Below are 16744 nucleotides of genomic sequence, written 5' to 3' on the forward strand. Positions count from 1 at the left end.
TACATTTTCGCGCACAGTCCGCGCAGGTGATGAGGGCTGCCCGGCTCGCGTAGCGGTATTCCGTTACGCGAGCCGGGCAGGGCAGAGCAGGGCAGGCAACCCAGCGGCTACCCGAGGACCTCCATCACGGTCCCCGCGCCGACCGTGCGTCCGCCCTCGCGGATCGCGAAGCCGAGGCCGGACTCCAGCGGTACGTCACGCCCCAGCTCGACCGTCATGGTGACGGTGTCCCCCGGCCGCGCGACCGCCGCGTCCCCGAGGTCGATGTCGCCGACCACGTCCGCGGTGCGGATGTAGAACTGCGGCCGGTACCCGGTCGTGAGCGGCGTCGTACGACCGCCCTCACGGCCGGAAAGCACGTACACCTGCGCCCGGAACCGGCGCGCGGGCTCCACACTGCCGGGCGCCGCGACCACATGCCCGCGTCGCACCGCGTCACGCGGCACACCGCGAAGCAGCAGCGCCACGTTGTCGCCGGCCTGCGCCTCGTCCATCGGCTTGCCGAAGGTCTCCAGACCGGTGACCACCGACTCGACCTCCGCACCGAGCACCTGCACCCGGTCGCCGACGTGGACGGTGCCGCGCTCGACAGCACCTGTGACAACTGTGCCGCGACCAGTGATCGTCAACGTATTCTCGATGGGCAGCAGGAACGGCGCGTCGACGTAGCGCTCCGGCATCGGGACGTACGTGTCCACCGCGTCGAGCAGCGCCTCGATCGACGCCGTCCAACGCGGTTCGCCCTCAAGGGCTTTGAGGCCGGACACCGGGATGACCGGCACCGCGTCCCCGTCGTACCCGTTCTGCGCGAGCAGGTCGCGGACCTCGAGCTCCACGAGCTCGATCAGCTCCTCGTCGCCGGCGTCGGCCTTGTTGAGCGCGACCACGATGTGGTCCACCCCGACCTGCCGCGCGAGCAGCACGTGCTCGGCGGTCTGCGGCATGATCCCGTCGGCCGCGGAGACGACGAGGATGGCCCCGTCGAGCTGGGCGGCGCCGGTGACCATGTTCTTGATGTAGTCGGCGTGGCCGGGCATGTCGACATGCGCGTAGTGCCTGGTGTCGGTCTCGTACTCGACGTGCGCGATGTTGATGGTGATCCCGCGCGCGGCCTCCTCCGGGGCCTTGTCGATCCGGTCGAACGGAACGAACGTGCCGGTCCCCCGCTCGGCGAGCACCTTGGTGATCGCGGCGGTGAGGGTGGTCTTGCCGTGGTCGACGTGGCCCATGGTGCCGATGTTGAGGTGCGGCTTGGTGCGCACGTATGCCGTCTTGGGCATGGCTGCTTGTCCTTCTGGAACTCCCCTGAGGACAGGGGACGTTGAGGGCCTTCCGCACCGGTTGTCAGTCGGCTTGCCTCATACGGCGGCGGAAGACGGGGACCCCTCGGTTCGGACCGACCCTCCCCCTCTGGGGTCCGCCGGAGAATGTCCGGGGAGGGTCAGCGTCGGACGCCGTCGAAGGCGTCGGCCAGAAGACCGGCAGCCAGGCCCGCGGCTGCGACGGCCGCCTCGAGTGCAGCGGCCCGGAAACCGGCAGCCCGAGCAGCGCCCGCGACTGCGGGCGTAGCTGCGAAGGTGGCGTGCCGGAACATGCTGTGATCTTCTACCGTCGGCGCACGCGCGTCCAACGATTTATCGTCAGCCGTGTTCTCAGGGGGAGTTGGCATGCCGAACCGCTGGGTCGGAGTGACCGTCGACTGTCTGGACGTGGAGCGCGTGGCGGCGTTCTGGAGCGTCCTGCTCGACCGCCCGAAGGGCCCGTCGATGCCCGGCTGGATCTACCTCGGCCATGTGGACGACCCGCAGCCGCGGCTCGTCTTCCAGCCGGTGGCCGAGCCGCAGCAGGGCAAGGTACGGCTCCATCTGGACGTGCTGGTGGACGATATCGACGAAGGGGTGGCCCAAGTCCTCGCTCTCGGCGGCACGTTCACCGGGGAGCGGCACGACTACGACGAGGGCGTGGTCCTGGTCATGGCCGATCCCGAGGGCCATGAGTTCTGCCTGTCGCAGTTCTACTGAGCCGTTACCGATCCACTGTTACCGGCGCCCGATGTTCTTGAGGGCCTCCCGCACGGACAGCGGCGCGAGACGTCGCTCATGCTCGGTCACGAAGTCCCGTACGGCCTGCGCATCCGTCTTCGCGTACTCCCGCAGACACCAGCCGATCGCCTTGCGGATGAAGAAGTCCGGGTGCCCGCTCTGCCGCAGGCAGTACCCGAAGAGGCGGTCGATGTCGGTCGCGTCCTTGTAGCGCAGCTGGTGCAGCAGAGCGGTACGCGCGATCCAGAGGTCGTCGTCCTCGATCCACTCGTCCATGTCGCCCTTGAGCCGCGCGTCCGCCGCGACGAGCCCGCCGACAACATGGGAGGCCAGCGCGTCGACCGTGTCCCACCACGGGACGGTGGAGACCAGATGCCGGGCGACCGGCAGGAAGCCGGACGAGCAGGACTTCACGTACCGGCGCAGATAGTCGACGGCGAAATAGTGGTACTCCCGCTCGGGAAGCCGCCAGGCCCGCAGCGCGACGGCCGTGCAGTCCGTCTCGTCCGGCCGCGGCAGCCCTTCGAGCACGGTCCTGGAGAGCGCCTTGCGCTCGGGGGACGGAATCCCGAGAAAGGGGGTGACCCCTTTCATATACGCGGCCATCCGCTCACCGCTCTGCGTATCCGCGCTCTTCCCGTACGCCGGAACCAGTCGTTCCAGTACGAGATCGGCCAGGTCACTGGCCGGAATCGGAAGTGAACCGGACGCGAAGGCCGCGGCACGCCGAGCACCCATGACACGTACCCCATGAAGTGAGGAGACAGAGACAGCACAGTCTTGAGACAGGGATGAGACGCAGACTACGGCGATCAGTGCGGTTTGTCGGTTAGTCTCCCCGGATGTTGGACTCCGTCACGCGACCTGCGGCGAGCTCCCCGCTCGCGGCGCCTGCCCCCGGCGATGCGGCGTTTGCCGTCCGCTGCGGCAGAGCGCTGCTCTCGCCGTGGTCACGGCTCGGGCTGCTCGGGCTGCTGCTCGCGGCCGCGGGTGCCGGCGTCCTGGTCCTCGAACCCCAGCGGCTGCTCGCCGAGGGCTGGCCGCCGCAGGTAGGCGGCGCGGCCGCGGTGGTGCTCTTCGCCGTCGCGTACGGCGTGTGCACGGCGGCCTTCGTTCCCCGGCCGCTCCTCAATCTCGCCGCCGGTGCGCTCTTCGGCGCACAGGCGGGACTCGTGGGCGCGATCGCCGGAACGGTGCTCGGTGCGGGCATCGCCTTCGGCCTGGGCCGCCTCCTGGGGCAGGACGCCCTGCGCCCACTGCTGCGCGGCCGCATCGTCCACGCCGTCGACGGACAGCTCAGCCGGCACGGCTTCCGCTCGATGCTCGCGGCCCGTCTCTTCCCCGGCGTCCCCTTCTGGGCGGCGAACTACTGCGCGGCCATCTCCCGTATGCGCTGGACCCCGTTCCTCCTGGCCACCGGGCTCGGCTCGATCCCCAACACCGCCGCCTACGTCATCGCCGGCAGCCAGGCGTCGACGCCCACCTCGCCCGCGTTTCTCATCGCGATGGGCTTCATCACCGTGACGGCCCTTGCCGGGGCGATCGTCGCCTGGTGCAAGCGCCACCGGCTGCGCGGCCACTGACCGGACCGGGTGCGGGTGGAGCGCGGGCCGGGTGCGCGCTGAGTCCGAGTCGGGGTACGCACTGAGTCCGGGCCGGGGTGCGCACGGAGCGCCCGCCCGATGACGCTACGCTGCACGGGGCAACCGCATGATCACCCGAGAACCCTCACGTTCGCTGTACGGGGATCATCGGCCGCCCAGGACCACAGCCCCCGCAGCGCCTGGCCCGCACCTATGCCGGTCGGCTCGAGACCAGTACTTGGACGGCGTAGTACATGTCTTGGTTCGAATCCCTGATCCTCGGACTCGTCCAGGGACTCACGGAGTTCCTCCCGATCTCCTCCAGCGCCCATCTGCGCCTGACCGCCGCGTTCGCCGGCTGGCACGACCCAGGTGCGGCGTTCACGGCGATCACGCAGATCGGCACCGAGACCGCCGTCCTGATCTACTTCCGCAAGGACATCGCGCGCATCGTCTCGGCCTGGTTCCGCTCGCTCACGAACAAGGAGCTGCGCGGCGACCATGACGCCCAGATGGGCTGGTTCGTGATTGTCGGTTCGATCCCGATCGGCGTCCTCGGCGTCACGTTCAAGGACCAGATCGAGGGCCCCTTCCGCGATCTGCGGCTGATCGCCACGACCCTGATCGTCATGGGCATCGTCCTCGGCATCGCCGACCGCCTCGCGGCCCGCGACGAGACCGGTGGCCGCCACCGCGCGGTCAAGGTGCGCAAGACGCTCAACGACCTGGGCGTCAAGGACGGCCTCATCTACGGCTTCTGCCAGGCCATGGCCCTGATCCCGGGCGTCTCCCGCTCGGGCGCCACCATCAGCGGCGGCCTCCTCATGGGCTACACCCGCGAGGCGGCCGCCCGCTACTCATTCCTCCTCGCGATCCCCGCGGTCCTGGCCTCGGGCCTCTTCGAACTCAAGGACGCGGGCGAGGGCGGCCACGTCTCCTGGGGCCCGACGATTTTCGCGACGATCGTCGCTTTTGTCGTGGGTTACGCCGTCATCGCATGGTTCATGAAGTTCATCACCACCAAGTCCTTCATGCCCTTCGTCTACTACCGCGTCGCCCTCGGCATCCTGCTGTTCGTCCTGGTGGGCATGGGCGTGCTGAGCCCGCACGCGGGGGAATCGGCGGGGTGACGGGGCGCTTCGGCGACCTCCCTCAGCGAGGAAACGAGAAACCGCCCCCGTCGAGGTGGGCGTCGGCGAAGGTGATGCGGCGCGAAGTCGAACTCTCGCTGGTGGCGTTCACCTCGATGTCCCGCTGCGCGACCTCGGTTGACCGTGGTCTCGTACTGCTGCGGGGAGCCAGCCCGAAGACCTTCCGGAGCGTGGCCCAGTTGACGTCGACGAGGACTCCGGCCTCAGTGCGCGCGATGCGGTGATTGCCGAATCCGGTAGCTGCGCCCGACTACGGTGCGGGCATGTCACCGAAGGAGATCGCATGAGCGAGGACGTCGACCCCTACGAGCTTCGGGCGCGACAGCTCCGCATCCTGGCCGGCCTGCACCGGAAGAGGGCGGCCGAGCTGGAGATGGCAGCGCAAGCGGGACTCGCAGCCCGATCCATGCGCAAACTCACGGAGTTGCTGACCGAGGCGGAGGTGCGCGAGATCGCTGAGCACCCGGATTTGGCGGAGCTGAACGTACAGCTGGACGGGTTCTACGAGGACCCGGAGGGCTAACCCACCGCATGACAACGGCCCTGCCCCGGAACCTGGGAGCGGGGCCGTCGTCGTAATGTCAGAGCGCGCTACAGGCTCTCTCCCAGCTTGCCCTTGTCGAACTCGCCGTCCTCATCCGTCCAGCCGAGGCCGTTGATCGCCTTGTCCACGGCGCCGGCTAAGGGGTGCGCAGCGCCCCTACCCCTGGTCACATTCGAAGAGCCCCAACTGCCCCGCCGTCCGGGACGCGCCCCCGCCACCCACGTCGAGAACCGTCTGTCCCGGCAGTGGAGGCGCGACCGGTGCCTTCAGGCTCCCCGGGCACGAGGTGAGTCCGTGCCGGAGCGTGGTCGGAGGGTCGTGGCGGGCGAGCACGCCACCGACGACGGCGATCGAGCGGGCGCAATGCGGGCACGGACGGCGCGGGCTACGACTCATGGTCCGTAGCCTCTCAGGCCGGCGTCAGGTGCGCAGAGCAGGCCACTCCGCACTCACCCCCACGTCAGGTGCTCAGAGGAGGCCGCTCCGTACTCACCCCCGCCCGACTCCCGTCACCTCCACCACCAACTCCACCGCCCGGTCGAGCACCCCGACCTCACGGCTCGTCAGGTTCGGGTCGGCAGCCCTGCGCAGTCGGGCCTGTGCCAGGAAGCCGGTGCCTGCGTCGCCCAGATCGACCGTACGGTCGCGTCGCTCGAGCATCGCGGTCAGGCCCGCCCGCGCGACGGAGGCCTCCACGCCGGGGGTCACGGCCACCTGGGCCAGAATCAGGGCCGACATGGCCCAGTCGAGACCGGGCGGCCCCTCCTCGACATTGCCCCAGTCGATCACCATCGGCCCGCCGGGCGTGAGCATCACGTTGTCCGGGTGCAGATCGAGGTGGAGCACCCGTTGGTCCACGTCGCCCGAGAGCCGGGCCGGGATCGCATGGAGCCGCCGCAGCAGTGCCGCCAGCATCACGCCGGCCGCTTTGCCGGTGATCCCCCCTTGCCACAGCGCCTCGCGCATCGAAGGTCCGGACAGGCGCTCCATCACCAGATCACTGCGCGTCGAGGCGAGGTCTCCGGCGGCGCTGAGCGGGCGAAGTTTCGGCACCGGATACCCGTGCTCGGCGAGATACGCCATCACGACCGCTTCCGCCGCCGCGTCACCACCGCCCCGGTACCGGCGCAGTACCCAGGCGTCATCCAGTGCGTACACATCGGCCGAGCGGCCGACGCCCAGCAACTCCTCCGCATCCATGCCACAAAGCGTACTGATGACGCACCCCCGCCCGAGACGCTCCTGACGACATCCCGGCTCCGACTCGCCACCCCTCAGCGGGGACGCGTGTCCTGCGGTGTCAGCAACGTCTCGTAATGCGCGGACCGTTCGTCGAAGCGGGCCAGGACCGCTCGCGCCTGGGCCGGCACGTGGGCGACTTCGTAGTCGTCGCCGACGAACTGCCGTACGGCGTCCAGTGAGTCGAAGTACATGATCGTGGAGAACTCGACCTCGACCTCGACCTCGGTCTGGCCCTCACCCTCGCCCCCGGCGAGCGGGCGCCGCAGCAGATAGGCGCCGTGGTAGCCGGGGAGCTCGCGTTCGGCGATCGCCGGCAGGACCTGTGTGCTGACGATGGACTCGTACGCGTCGGCGTTGTCGGGAGTCGTCCACCCCCGCCAGATTCGAACGATCATGAGCTCAGGATATCGGCAGGCAACAGCAGAGGGCACACAACTCCCTTACGTTTCCGTGGCGTTGGCGCGCCGCCGCACCTCCCCACCCGCACCGCTTGCCATCGAGCGCACTCCAACTCCTAGACTCACGGCCCCACCCGCCCCGGCCCCGACGGAGTCCCACCATGCGCTACCGCGTGCTCGGCAAGACCGGTATCGAGGTCAGCACCCACTGCCTCGGCACCATGATGTTCGGTGCGGTCGGCAATCCCGACCACGAGGACAGCGCACGGATCATCCACGCCGCGCTCGACGCCGGGATCAACTTCGTGGACACCGCCGACATGTACTCGGCCGGCGAGAGCAAGGAGATCGTCGGCAAGGCGCTCAAGGGGCGGCGCGACGATGTGGTGCTCGCGACGAAGGTGCACTTTCCGCTCGGGGAAGGACGCAACCGGAGCGGGAATTCGCGGCGTTGGATCGTCAGGGCCGTCGAGGACAGCCTGCGGCGCCTGGACACCGACTGGATCGACGTCTATCAGGTGCACCGGCCCGACCACAGCACCGACGTCGAGGAGACGCTGTCCGTCCTGAGCGACCTGGTGCGGGCGGGCAAGATCCGTACGTTCGGGTGCTCCACCTTCCCGGCCGAGGAGCTCGTCGAGGCGCACCACGTCGCCGAACGGCGTGGTCTGATGCGTCTGCGCACCGAGCAGCCGCCCTACTCCCTGCTCGCGCGCGGGATCGAACGGGCCGTGCTGCCCACCGCACAGCGTCTCGGCATGGGCGTGCTGACCTGGTCGCCGCTCGCGTCCGGGTTCCTCTCGGGTGCGCAGCGCGCGGGCCGGCCCGTGGACCTCACCACCGGCCGCGCCAAGCTCACTCCGCACCGCTTCGACCCGGCCGTCCCGGGCAACGCGGCGAAGTTCGCGGCCGTCGAGCAACTCGTCGCGCTCGCCGAGGACATCGGCTGCACCCTGCCCGAACTCGCCGTCGCGTTCCCGCTCGTCCACCCCGCCGTCACATCGGTCATCATCGGCCCGCGCACGATGGACCAGCTCACTTCGCTGCTCGAGGGAGCCGAGCTGCTGCTCGACGACGCCGCGCTCGACCGTATCGACGAGATCGTGGCGCCCGGAACCGATCTCTACCGGGCCGACGGCGTCTGGCAGCCGCCGGCCCTCACCGACCCCGCCCTGCGCCGCCGCCCGACCGGTGAACGGGCCGCTACGGGCTGATCGTTCACCCGGCCGGGGCGAGGTGAACGGGTGGCCGGCGGCTCATCGTTCACCCGGCCGGGCCGAGCAATTCCCCCTGGCCGCGCCGACCCCCTGCGCAACGACACCGCCGCCCCCGACGTACCCAACACCTGATCCCTGCACGCCTCTTGGCTACGGCACCGGCGCCCCCGAGACTGACCCGATGACGCAGCGCGTGGATCTCTCGAATCTGCTGGACCGCTTGGCCATCGACTCACTGATCACCGATTACGCCAACATCGTCGACGACGGCGACTGGGCCGCGTATCCCGAGATCTTCACTCAGGACGGCCGGGCCGACTACACCTCCTCCGGCGGCGAGGAGGGCACGGCGCAGGAGATGGCCGCCTGGCTGGAGCAGACGCTGCAGCTGTTCGCGATGCGGCAGCACCTGATCGTCAACCGGAAGATCCGTTTCGAGGCGCTCGACGGCAACGCCGGTGACACGGCCACCGCCCAGGCCGACATGTACAACCCGATGCGGATGGGCGACGACGGCGGCCCGCCGGACCTCGAATGCGGCGCCCGTTACGCCTTCACCTTGCGGCGTACGCACGTGGGCTGGCGCATCTCGAAACTTGTCGTCCACGAGAAGTGGCGCCGCATGAAGCCGCCCACCAGGGAAGGCCTCGACTAGGCGGTGCCCTGCGCCACGGGAGCCGCCGTCAACGGTCTCCGGCGGTCGAGGGCAGGCCCGCCTGCAGCGAGTCGAGAAGCCGGCTCAGGTCGGCCAGCTGTTCGCCGCCCATCGCCCCGAACGCTTCGCGCAGTGCCCGCTCCCCTGCCGCGGTGCCCGCGGCCAGCGCCTTGACGCCTGCCGGGGTCAGGCGCACCAGCTTGGAGCGGGCGTCGCCGGGGTCCGCCGCCCGCTCGACCAGCCCTTCGCGTTCCAGCGCTTCGACGGACTGGGTGACCGACCGGGCGGCCTGTCCCAGTTCCTGGGCCAGCGCCGTCTGCTTGATCACCCCTCGGCGCTCGACCACCTGCAAGACCTTGGTGCGTGCCAGGGACAGCCCGCCGGCCGCCATGCTGTCGTCGACCGCCTTGCGCAGGCGGTACCCCAGCGAGAGGTAGCGCAGTCCGACGTCGACGGCGGTGACCTCGCGGTCGCTGATGGCCATGATCCCTCCGGGGGCTCTCCATAGACACTTCGTGAGGTACCTCACCAACTGCTACATTGATGAGGTACCTCAACGTTACCTTGAGCAGGGAGCCCCCATGAGCGCGCAGCCCGTCATCGTCATGACCGGAGCGACGAACGGCATGGGCCGGCTAGCCGCACTGGACCTGGCCCGCAAGGGTGCCCGCCTCGGCGTGATCGCCCGCAGCGAGCCGAAAGCCGAGGCGCTGCGCCAGGAGATCGAGCGGACCGCGCCGGGAACCCCTGTCGATGTCTTCCTCGCCGACCTGTCCCTGCTCGCCGAGACGCGACGGGCGGGTGAGGAGATCGCCGCGCGCTATCCGCGGATCGACGTGCTGGTCAACAACGCGGGTCTGCACGCCTTTTCCCAGCGGGTCACCGCCGAGGGCTATGCCGAGATGACCGCCGTGAACTACCTCGCACCCTGGGTACTCACCGAGACCCTGCGCGACCGGCTCATCGCCTCCGCCCCCGCACGGATCGTCACGGTCGCCTCGCGGGCTTCGAAGCGCCCCGACACCGTCGACCCGCGCGGCGATCTCACCGACATCGCGGACTTCACCCGCCGCGGATCGAGCCCGCTGTACGGCCGCACCAAGCTGATGGACATCATGTTCACCCAGGAACTCGGCCGTCAGCTCGACGGCACGGGCGTCGCGGTCACCTGCTGCTGCCCGGGCTTCAACGCCACCGGCCTGGGGCGTGAACTCCCGCTCGCCGGAGCCCTGGAGAAGGTCCTCACCGCGCTGCGGATCGGCGATCCCCAGCAGGGAGCCGACATCATCGTGAAGCTCGCGACCGCACCCGAGTTTGCCGACAGCTCCGGTGGCTACTTCGCTGCCAGGACCGCCCAGCCCTTGGAGTGCCCCGAGCCCGGGCGAAGCGAAGAAGTCCAGCGCGCTCTATGGGAGGCGACGTACGAACTCGTCCACAGCTTCCGGTAAGCACGGCAAGGCGGCGGGGTGATCTGCCGGATGCCGGACAGACCAGGCCTCACGCACTCTGTCCGAGATCGTCCCGAACACGCACACTGGACCCATCGACCGGCGTCCGGGGGCGAGGGAGGCGCGGTATGGCCGGCTCTGCGGGTGCGCGGGAGGGCTTCGCGCGGCGGCTTCGCTCCCCTTGGTGGCGCGCTCTCGCCGCCGTGGCGGCGGGGGCGCTGCCCGCGCTCGCGTTCCCCGAGCCGAACTGGTGGTGGTTCGCCTGGGTCGCGCTCGTACCGTGGATGCTCCTGGTCCGCTCCGCGCCGAGCGGCCGGCGGGCCGGTCTCGACGGCTGGCTGGGCGGGACCGGGTTCATGCTCGCGATGCATCACTGGCTCGCCCCGAACCTCCATGTGTTCACCGTGGTCATCGCCGCGCTGCTCGGGTTGCTGTGGCTGCCCTGGGGCCGGCTCGTACGGCACCTGCTCGGCGGCGCACCGTCCCGCAGAAGGTCCGCGGCCGCGCTCGCCGTGCTCCCTTCGGCCTGGCTGGTCGTCGAACTCGTCCGGTCCTGGGAGGGGTTGGGCGGCCCTTGGGGGCTGCTCGGATCCAGCCAGTGGCAGCTCGAACCGGCCCTGCGGCTCGCTTCCGTGGGCGGCGTCTGGCTGGTCACGCTGGCGATCGTCGCCGTGAACACGGGAGTGGTGCTCCTGCTCGCCCACCCGCCCGCGCGTGTCCCGGCGATCACCGGCATCGCGCTCGTCGCCGTCGTCACGACCGCCGCCTGGACCTGGGCGCCGCGCCCCCAGGAGGCCGGCCGCATACGGGTCGCCCTCGTCCAGCCCGGCATCGTGAACGGACTGGGCGCGAGCGGTAACCGGTTCGACCGCGAGGAGGCACTGACCCGCACCCTCGTGGGCCGTGATGTGGACCTGGTCGTCTGGGGTGAGAGCAGCGTCGGCCATGACCTCGCCACCCGAGCGGACCTCGCCGACCGGCTCGCGCGCCTGTCCCGCGAGCTCGGCGCCGAGATCCTCGTGAACGTGGACGCACGCCGCTCCGACAAGCCCGGCATCTTCAAGTCCTCGGTCCTGATCGGGCCGGACGGACCGACCGGCGACCGCTACGACAAGATGCGCCTCGTACCGTTCGGTGAGTACGTGCCGGCCCGGTCCCTGCTCGGCTGGGCCACCTCGGTCGGCGAGGCCGCCGGGGAGGACCGCAGGCGCGGCACCGCGCCCGTGGTGATGCCGATCGGCGAAGGCTGGACGGTCGGCCCGCTGGTCTGCTTCGAGTCCGCGTTCCCCGACATGAGCCGCCAACTGACCCGCCGCGGTGCCCAGTTGCTGCTCGCCCAGTCGGCCACGTCGACGTTCCAGGCCAGCTGGGCACCCGGACAGCACGCCTCGCTCGCGGCGATGCGCGCCGCCGAGAACGGCCGCCCCATGGTGCACGCCACTTTGACCGGCGTCTCCTCGGTGTACGCCGCCGACGGTTCCCGTATCGGCGAAGCACTCGGCACCGACGAACGCGCCGCCGGGGTGTACGACATCAGGCTGACCTCGGGCACGACCCCGTTCGTACGCCTCGGGGACTGGGCCGTGTACGCGGCCCTGACCGTCCTCGCGCTCCTGCTCGCCTTCGAAGGCGCCCGGGCCTTCAGGCAGCCTGTTCCGACACGCTCCGCACGATCCGCTCGCACAGCTCATGAGTCGCCAGCGCATCCCGGGCGCTGAGCGGCTTGCCGGCGCGGACCGCGTCGACGAACGCGAGCACCACCTGCTCGATACCGCGCTGGCGCGCCACCGGCACCCAGTCGCCGCGCCGCCGCACGCTCGGCTGCCCCTTGTGGTCGATGACCTCGGCCAGGTTGCGGACCTCGCGCTTGGTGTCCTGTCCGGAGACCTCGAGGATCTCCTCGGTCGAACCGCTCAGGCGGTTCATGATGCCGAGCGCGGTGAAGCCGTCGCCCGCCAGCTGGAGCACCACATGGTGCATCAGACCGTCCTCGACACGGGCGCGCACCGTGACGTCGTCGACCGGCCCGGGGACCAGGAAGCGCAGGGTGTCGACCACGTGGATGAAGTCGTCGAGCACCATGGTGCGGATGTCCTCGGGCAGCCCGACCCGGTTCTTCTGCAGCACGATCAGCTCGCGCGGGTGCTCGGCGCACTGCGCGTAGCCAGGTGCGTAGCGCCGGTTGAACCCGACCGCGAGCGAGACACCGCGCTCCTCGGCGAGCTCCACGAGCCGCTCGGAGTCGGCCAGTTCATAGGCGAGCGGCTTGTCGACATACGTGGCCACGCCCGCTTCGAGGAGCCGCGTCACGATCTCGGGATGCACGGCGGTCGGCGCGTGCACGAAGGCCGCGTCCAGACCCACCGCGAGCAGCGAGTCGAGGTCGGCGTGCAGCTGCTCGGAGGGGATGCGGTGGGTGGCTCCGACCCGCTCAAGGGTCTGGGGGCTGCGGGTCTGCAGGTGCAGCTCGGTGTCGGGCAGGGTGGTCAGCACCGGCAGATAGGCCTTCTGGGCAATGTCTCCCAGACCGATGCAACCGACCTTCACGATGACTCTCCCTGCCTCGACCTGCATTGATGGCCTACCTCTACCTGCACTGACCTGCACTGACCCGCACGACGCCGGCCTGCTCAGCGACTTTTTGCAGCATACGTGGCCTGCGGCGGCTGCCAGTCCGCGATGGACTCGAAGCTCTTGAGCATCAGGTTCGGGCCGAGCCGCGAGGCCGTGGCGATCAGCGCGTTGCGGGCCGCGACGAGCGGGACGCTGCTGACCATTTCCAGCCGCGCGGTCCTGGCCGCCTGTCGCAGGATCCCCATGGTGCGCGGCAGCCTGTCGCGTGTGTACGCGTCCAGGTCCAGCTTCGGGTCCTGTGCGTCGCCCGCATGGTGGGCCAGCACGATGGCGTCCTCGATGGCCTGGTTGCCGCCCTGCCCGAGCATGGGCACCATCGCGTGCGCGGCGTCGCCCAGGAGTGCGACCCGGCCCCGGTGGTAGGCCGGCAGGGCCGTGGCCATGTGGTGGACGTCGTGGCGCAGCACCTGGCCGGGCTCGGCAGCCGCGAGGATCGCCGGGACCGGGTGGTGCCAGCCCGCGAACAGGCGGTGGAGTGCGGCCAGTTCACCGTCGGGAGCGCGTTCGCCTTCGGGTGCGCGGGCGGCGGCGTAGGCGTAGGTGCGGTCGCCCTTGAGCGGCTGGGTGCCCCAGATCCGTCCCCTGCCCCAGGTCTCGTGCGGCGCGAACGCCTCCTGCGGGGTGGGGACCACCACCCGCCAGGTCGTGTATCCCGAGTAGACGGGTCCGGGGTGCTCGGGGAAGAGCACACCCCGCACGCCCGAACGCACTCCGTCGGCGCCGACGACCAGCTCCGCCTCGTACTCGCCGTGCTCGGTGGTGACGACCGCCGGCCGGCCCGGGCCTCCCATGGCGCTCAGGCGGGCCGCGCTCGCGGTGCGCAGCACCCCTTCCGGCAGCGCGGAAGCGAGCACGTCGACCAGATCGGCGCGGTGCACGGCGACCAGCGATCCGTCGAACTTGTCCGCCATCTCCGCGACATCGGTACGCGCCAGCCAGCGCCCGCTCGGCGACCGCATTCCGCCCTGTCCGCCCTGCCAGGCGCCCAGGTCACGGACCTGGTCGCCGAGGCCGATGACGTCCAGGGCCCGCTGCGAGTTGGGGGAGAGCCCGATACCGGCGCCCACCGGTTCGAGCGATGCGGCGCGCTCCAGGACCGTGACGGTCCAGCCGCGCTGATGCAGGGCGATCGCGGCGGTCAGGCCGCCGATGCCGCCACCGATGACAAGGGCACGGGACATGGGAACTCCTCGGGTCCGCCGGAGCCGGTGGGCAGGACGCACCTCCCGGCACTACAGCTGTAGTCCGTACACCATGACCGTACTACACATGTAGTGGAAACGGGTAGGGTGGCCGTCATGGCAGCACCAAAGACCGGCGCCCCGCGCGCCGCACTCATCGCCGACACCGCACTTGACCTGCTCGCCGAGCGGGGGATGCGCGGGCTGACGCACCGGGCCGTCGACGAGGCGGCCGGCCTGCCGCAGGGGTCGACCTCGAACCATGCGCGCACCCGGCTCGCCCTGCTCGAAGCGGCGGTACAGCGGCTCGCCGAGCGCGAGGCGCAGGTGCTCACGCCGGAGGAGATGCCGGCACCGGGCACGGACGTGGTCGCCGCCGGGCTCGCTCTGGCCCTGCACCGCTATCTGACCCGGCAGCCGCAGCTGATGGTCGCCCGCTACGAGTTGGCGCTCGAGGCGACGCGGCGCCCCGAGCTGCGGGCCTTCTACGACGAGGCGGGCCGGCGCTTCCGTGAGCCGATCACGGCACTGTTGCGCGCGGCGGGCTCGGCCGATCCCGAGCGTCACACCCTCTCGCTCGTCGCCTGGTGCGAGGGCGTCATGTTCTCCTGCGCCGCGGGCTCGTTCCACGCCTCGGCGCCCACGCACGAGGAGCTCACGCTCGGCATGAACGAATTGCTGGCCGGAATGCTCGACCACCGCTGAGCGCCCTCACCCATGTGGGGCAACCTGCGCTCGTCAGCTCCCCAAAAGTGCACGGAACCAGCAGAGTTGCGCGCGTGCATCGAACCACCCGAGCCGCGCTGCTCGTCTCCCTCACGGTCACGGCCGTCTCCGGCTGCGTCGCCGTCCGGTCGCCCGCCGCACCGACCGCCACCCCACCGGGCCCGGCTTCGGCGCCCGCGGCGAAGGACGGCGCCGAGCACCGGATCGTGCAGGCCCCGGCCCACGAGGCGCTCCAGCGCATCCACGCCGAGGAGCAGCGGCAGCAGCGCCCCGGGACCGTACGGACTCCGGCCGTGCGGCCCGATGCCGTACGCGAATCGACGCGTGCTGCCGTACGGGGATCAGGGACGGATGCCGTACGAGCACCGGGTGCCGAGCCCCGTAAGGACACCGGCTCCGTACGGCCGCAGGCACAGGAACCTCCGGCGCAGCCGTCGGTGGATGTATGCGCGCTCGGCGAGCAGTACGGCGGCTGGCCGTCCGACAGCCCGCAGGCGCAGATCTGCCGGAACACCTACGGAGGTTGAGCCGACGCCGCGAGGAGCTCTAGAGCCCCAGCTCATCTCCCAGCCGTCGCACCGCCGCCCGGATCCCGTCCCCGTACGGGTCGTCGCCGAGGGCGCCCAGTGACTTCTGGGCCGAGAGCAGATGCCCGCGGGCCTCGTCGTCACGGCCGAGCTTCTGGTAGTCCGCGGCCAGGTTGAGGTGGAGCGAGGGATAGAAGCCGCGGACGGCCAGGCCCGCGTGGTGGTTGTCCACCCGCTCGTCCGTGAGGCTGTCCGCGGCGGTCAACGCCCGCAGGTCCCAGGCCAGCTCGTCGGCCGGATCGTCCTGGGTGTCCGCCATGTAGTGCGCGATGGTGCAGCGGTGCAGCGCGTCGCCGTCCTCACCGACCTCGAGCCACAGGTCGAGGAGGCGCTTGCGGGCCTCCTCGCGGTCACCGCCGTGGTGCAGCATGACGGCCTGGCCGGCGCGTGCCATGACCGGGTCGGCCGTCGTTTGCTCCTGGTGGTCGGCCACGTGGTCCTCCGTGCTCGTACGACAACGCTCGTATGACGATCAATTGCCGATGACGCTATCCGCCGCCACTGACAATCCAGGTCTCACGAGGGCGCGGCTCGCCGGAAGCCTTCGCGAGCGGTGGCGGCGCAGGGCCACCGCCACCGCCGCCGCGCTTCAGCCCAGGCTGGGGATCGTCCAGTCGATCGCCGTATGGCCCTGGGCCGCGATCGCCTCGTTGATCTGCGTGAACGGCTGCGAGCCGAAGAACTTCTTCGCCGAAAGCGGCGAGGGGTGCGCGCCCTTGACGACGATATGGCGCGACTCGTCGATCAGCGGCAGCTTCTTCTGCGCATAGTTGCCCCACAGCACGAAGACCGCCGGGTCGGGCCGCGCGTCCACGGCTCGGATCACCGCGTCCGTGAACTTCTCCCAGCCCTTGCCCTTGTGCGAGTTCGCCTCGCCGGAGCGCACCGTCAGCACCGCGTTGAGCAGCAGTACGCCCTGCTCGGCCCACGGCATCAGATAGCCGTTGTCCGGGATCGGGGTGCCGAGCTCGGCCTGCATCTCCTTGTAGATGTTGCGCAGCGACGGCGGGGTCCTCACCCCGGGACGCACCGAGAAGCACAGGCCGTGCCCCTGGCCCTCGCCGTGGTACGGGTCCTGACCGAGGACCAGCACCTTGACCTGGTCGTACGGCGTCGCGTCCAGCGCCGCGAAGACCTGCTCGCGCGGCGGGTACACCGGCCCCTTCGCGCGCTCGTCCTCCACGAACTCGACGAGCTCCTTGAAGTAGGGCTGCTCGAGCTCCTCACCGAGCACGCCCTGCCAGGATTCGGGGAGCATGGCGGCGTAGGCCTGGTCCGTCACGTCAACAACCTCCGGTGTGCGGTCACTTGCGTAGACCCAAGAACCTACCGGCGG

Annotated in this window: 21 protein-coding genes; 11 read left to right on the forward strand and 10 right to left on the reverse strand. The window is 70.4% G+C overall.

Annotated features, from left to right (window positions below; translation table 11 throughout):
- Positions 1-107: 107 nt before the first annotated feature.
- A complete protein-coding gene (gene tuf, locus G6045_RS06935) occupies positions 108-1280 on the reverse strand; it encodes an elongation factor Tu (protein WP_165330931.1) in 1173 nt (390 codons plus the stop codon).
- A gap of 387 nt (positions 1281-1667) precedes the next feature.
- Between tuf and G6045_RS06940 the strand changes: the two genes are divergently transcribed.
- Positions 1668-2021: a VOC family protein gene (locus G6045_RS06940; RefSeq protein ID WP_165330932.1), complete on the forward strand. Its 354-nt coding sequence runs from the start codon at positions 1668-1670 to the stop codon at positions 2019-2021.
- A gap of 18 nt (positions 2022-2039) precedes the next feature.
- Here G6045_RS06940 and G6045_RS06945 read toward each other — a convergent pair whose 3' ends face one another.
- The gene (locus G6045_RS06945) at positions 2040-2780 is read right to left on the reverse strand and encodes a DNA alkylation repair protein (RefSeq protein WP_165330933.1); all 741 of its coding nucleotides are present in this window, start codon (positions 2778-2780) and stop codon (positions 2040-2042) included.
- Between the two features lie 104 nt (positions 2781-2884).
- Here G6045_RS06945 and G6045_RS06950 point away from each other — a divergent pair, with 104 nt between their 5' ends.
- The 4 genes from G6045_RS06950 to G6045_RS06965 all read left to right on the forward strand — a co-directional run bounded on the left by G6045_RS06950 (position 2885) and on the right by G6045_RS06965 (position 5299).
- On the forward strand, positions 2885-3625 hold the full coding sequence (locus G6045_RS06950) for a TVP38/TMEM64 family protein (RefSeq protein ID WP_165330934.1): 741 nt from the start codon (positions 2885-2887) through the stop codon (positions 3623-3625).
- Between the two features lie 254 nt (positions 3626-3879).
- Complete coding sequence (locus G6045_RS06955) at positions 3880-4755, forward strand: undecaprenyl-diphosphate phosphatase (protein WP_165330935.1); 876 nt, start codon at positions 3880-3882, stop codon at positions 4753-4755.
- Positions 4756-4829: 74 nt separating this feature from the next.
- Entirely contained in the window at positions 4830-5000 is a 171-nt protein-coding gene (locus tag G6045_RS06960) for a hypothetical protein (protein WP_165330936.1), read from the forward strand.
- A 59-nt stretch (positions 5001-5059) separates the two neighbouring features.
- Positions 5060-5299, forward strand: a complete 240-nt coding sequence (locus G6045_RS06965; RefSeq protein WP_165330937.1) for a hypothetical protein — start codon at positions 5060-5062, stop codon at positions 5297-5299.
- 68 nt (positions 5300-5367) lie between these two features.
- Here the strand turns inward: G6045_RS06965 and G6045_RS41965 are convergent, their stop codons facing one another.
- From G6045_RS41965 to G6045_RS06975, 3 genes are all read right to left on the reverse strand, one after another.
- Entirely contained in the window at positions 5368-5490 is a 123-nt protein-coding gene (locus tag G6045_RS41965; RefSeq protein WP_268978381.1) for a hypothetical protein, read from the reverse strand.
- Positions 5491-5809: 319 nt separating this feature from the next.
- Positions 5810-6520 (reverse strand): phosphotransferase, encoded by a 711-nt coding sequence (locus tag G6045_RS06970; RefSeq protein WP_165330938.1) that lies wholly within the window; start codon positions 6518-6520, stop codon positions 5810-5812.
- A 74-nt stretch (positions 6521-6594) separates the two neighbouring features.
- Positions 6595-6957 (reverse strand): antibiotic biosynthesis monooxygenase, encoded by a 363-nt coding sequence (locus G6045_RS06975; RefSeq protein ID WP_165330939.1) that lies wholly within the window; start codon positions 6955-6957, stop codon positions 6595-6597.
- 164 nt (positions 6958-7121) lie between these two features.
- Here G6045_RS06975 and G6045_RS06980 point away from each other — a divergent pair, with 164 nt between their 5' ends.
- Positions 7122-8174, forward strand: coding sequence for an aldo/keto reductase (locus G6045_RS06980; RefSeq protein ID WP_165330940.1), 1053 nt, complete (start codon positions 7122-7124; stop codon positions 8172-8174).
- A 184-nt stretch (positions 8175-8358) separates the two neighbouring features.
- Entirely contained in the window at positions 8359-8832 is a 474-nt protein-coding gene (locus G6045_RS06985) for a nuclear transport factor 2 family protein (RefSeq protein ID WP_165330941.1), read from the forward strand.
- 28 nt (positions 8833-8860) lie between these two features.
- Here the strand turns inward: G6045_RS06985 and G6045_RS06990 are convergent, their stop codons facing one another.
- On the reverse strand, positions 8861-9316 hold the full coding sequence (locus tag G6045_RS06990; RefSeq protein ID WP_165330942.1) for a MarR family winged helix-turn-helix transcriptional regulator: 456 nt from the start codon (positions 9314-9316) through the stop codon (positions 8861-8863).
- 97 nt (positions 9317-9413) lie between these two features.
- Here G6045_RS06990 and G6045_RS06995 point away from each other — a divergent pair, with 97 nt between their 5' ends.
- Together G6045_RS06995 and lnt are read left to right on the forward strand one after the other, a co-directional pair.
- Entirely contained in the window at positions 9414-10280 is an 867-nt protein-coding gene (locus G6045_RS06995; protein WP_165330943.1) for an SDR family NAD(P)-dependent oxidoreductase, read from the forward strand.
- Positions 10281-10408: 128 nt separating this feature from the next.
- Entirely contained in the window at positions 10409-11998 is a 1590-nt protein-coding gene (gene lnt / locus G6045_RS07000) for an apolipoprotein N-acyltransferase (RefSeq protein ID WP_165330944.1), read from the forward strand.
- Here lnt and G6045_RS07005 read toward each other — a convergent pair.
- Both G6045_RS07005 and G6045_RS07010 read right to left on the reverse strand, forming a co-directional pair.
- The gene (locus tag G6045_RS07005; protein WP_165330945.1) at positions 11922-12827 is read right to left on the reverse strand and encodes a Gfo/Idh/MocA family protein; all 906 of its coding nucleotides are present in this window, start codon (positions 12825-12827) and stop codon (positions 11922-11924) included. The genes lnt and G6045_RS07005 overlap by 77 nt on opposite strands.
- Before the next feature lie 83 nt (positions 12828-12910).
- Positions 12911-14095, reverse strand: coding sequence for an FAD-dependent monooxygenase (locus tag G6045_RS07010; protein WP_165330946.1), 1185 nt, complete (start codon positions 14093-14095; stop codon positions 12911-12913).
- 117 nt (positions 14096-14212) lie between these two features.
- Here G6045_RS07010 and G6045_RS07015 point away from each other — a divergent pair, with 117 nt between their 5' ends.
- Positions 14213-14800 (forward strand): TetR/AcrR family transcriptional regulator, encoded by a 588-nt coding sequence (locus G6045_RS07015; protein WP_165330947.1) that lies wholly within the window; start codon positions 14213-14215, stop codon positions 14798-14800.
- Positions 14801-14874: 74 nt separating this feature from the next.
- Positions 14875-15348 carry a hypothetical protein gene (locus G6045_RS07020; RefSeq protein ID WP_165330948.1) on the forward strand — a complete coding sequence of 158 codons (474 nt, stop codon included), beginning with the start codon at positions 14875-14877 and terminating at the stop codon, positions 15346-15348.
- Between the two features lie 19 nt (positions 15349-15367).
- Here G6045_RS07020 and G6045_RS07025 read toward each other — a convergent pair whose 3' ends face one another.
- Together G6045_RS07025 and G6045_RS07030 are read right to left on the reverse strand one after the other, a co-directional pair.
- Positions 15368-15841 (reverse strand): hypothetical protein, encoded by a 474-nt coding sequence (locus G6045_RS07025; RefSeq protein WP_328707682.1) that lies wholly within the window; start codon positions 15839-15841, stop codon positions 15368-15370.
- A gap of 156 nt (positions 15842-15997) precedes the next feature.
- The gene (locus G6045_RS07030; RefSeq protein WP_165330978.1) at positions 15998-16666 is read right to left on the reverse strand and encodes a uracil-DNA glycosylase; all 669 of its coding nucleotides are present in this window, start codon (positions 16664-16666) and stop codon (positions 15998-16000) included.
- Between the last annotated feature and the right edge of the window lie 78 nt (positions 16667-16744).

Origin of the sequence: Streptomyces mesophilus, from assembly GCF_011044995.1 — a bacterium.
In the GTDB taxonomy this organism is placed as follows: Bacteria; Actinomycetota; Actinomycetes; order Streptomycetales; family Streptomycetaceae; genus Streptomyces; species Streptomyces mesophilus.

Excerpts from the sequence above, each read along its gene's own strand:
- G6045_RS06960 (WP_165330936.1), top strand. The coding sequence starts at position 4,830 with ATGCGGCGCGAAGTCGAACTCTCGCTGGTGGCGTTCACCTCGATGTCC.
- G6045_RS07015 (WP_165330947.1), top strand. The coding sequence starts at position 14,213 with ATGGCAGCACCAAAGACCGGCGCCCCGCGCGCCGCACTCATCGCCGAC.
- G6045_RS06975 (WP_165330939.1), bottom strand. The coding sequence starts at position 6,957 with ATGATCGTTCGAATCTGGCGGGGGTGGACGACTCCCGACAACGCCGAC.
- G6045_RS06985 (WP_165330941.1), top strand. The coding sequence starts at position 8,359 with ATGACGCAGCGCGTGGATCTCTCGAATCTGCTGGACCGCTTGGCCATC.
- G6045_RS06940 (WP_165330932.1), top strand. The coding sequence starts at position 1,668 with ATGCCGAACCGCTGGGTCGGAGTGACCGTCGACTGTCTGGACGTGGAG.
- G6045_RS06965 (WP_165330937.1), top strand. The coding sequence starts at position 5,060 with ATGAGCGAGGACGTCGACCCCTACGAGCTTCGGGCGCGACAGCTCCGC.
- tuf (WP_165330931.1), bottom strand. The coding sequence starts at position 1,280 with ATGCCCAAGACGGCATACGTGCGCACCAAGCCGCACCTCAACATCGGC.
- G6045_RS06995 (WP_165330943.1), top strand. The coding sequence starts at position 9,414 with ATGAGCGCGCAGCCCGTCATCGTCATGACCGGAGCGACGAACGGCATG.
- G6045_RS06950 (WP_165330934.1), top strand. The coding sequence starts at position 2,885 with ATGTTGGACTCCGTCACGCGACCTGCGGCGAGCTCCCCGCTCGCGGCG.
- G6045_RS06980 (WP_165330940.1), top strand. The coding sequence starts at position 7,122 with ATGCGCTACCGCGTGCTCGGCAAGACCGGTATCGAGGTCAGCACCCAC.
- G6045_RS07010 (WP_165330946.1), bottom strand. The coding sequence starts at position 14,095 with ATGTCCCGTGCCCTTGTCATCGGTGGCGGCATCGGCGGCCTGACCGCC.
- lnt (WP_165330944.1), top strand. The coding sequence starts at position 10,409 with ATGGCCGGCTCTGCGGGTGCGCGGGAGGGCTTCGCGCGGCGGCTTCGC.
- G6045_RS06970 (WP_165330938.1), bottom strand. The coding sequence starts at position 6,520 with ATGGATGCGGAGGAGTTGCTGGGCGTCGGCCGCTCGGCCGATGTGTAC.
- G6045_RS06955 (WP_165330935.1), top strand. The coding sequence starts at position 3,880 with ATGTCTTGGTTCGAATCCCTGATCCTCGGACTCGTCCAGGGACTCACG.
- G6045_RS07030 (WP_165330978.1), bottom strand. The coding sequence starts at position 16,666 with ATGCTCCCCGAATCCTGGCAGGGCGTGCTCGGTGAGGAGCTCGAGCAG.
- G6045_RS06945 (WP_165330933.1), bottom strand. The coding sequence starts at position 2,780 with ATGGGTGCTCGGCGTGCCGCGGCCTTCGCGTCCGGTTCACTTCCGATT.
- G6045_RS06990 (WP_165330942.1), bottom strand. The coding sequence starts at position 9,316 with ATGGCCATCAGCGACCGCGAGGTCACCGCCGTCGACGTCGGACTGCGC.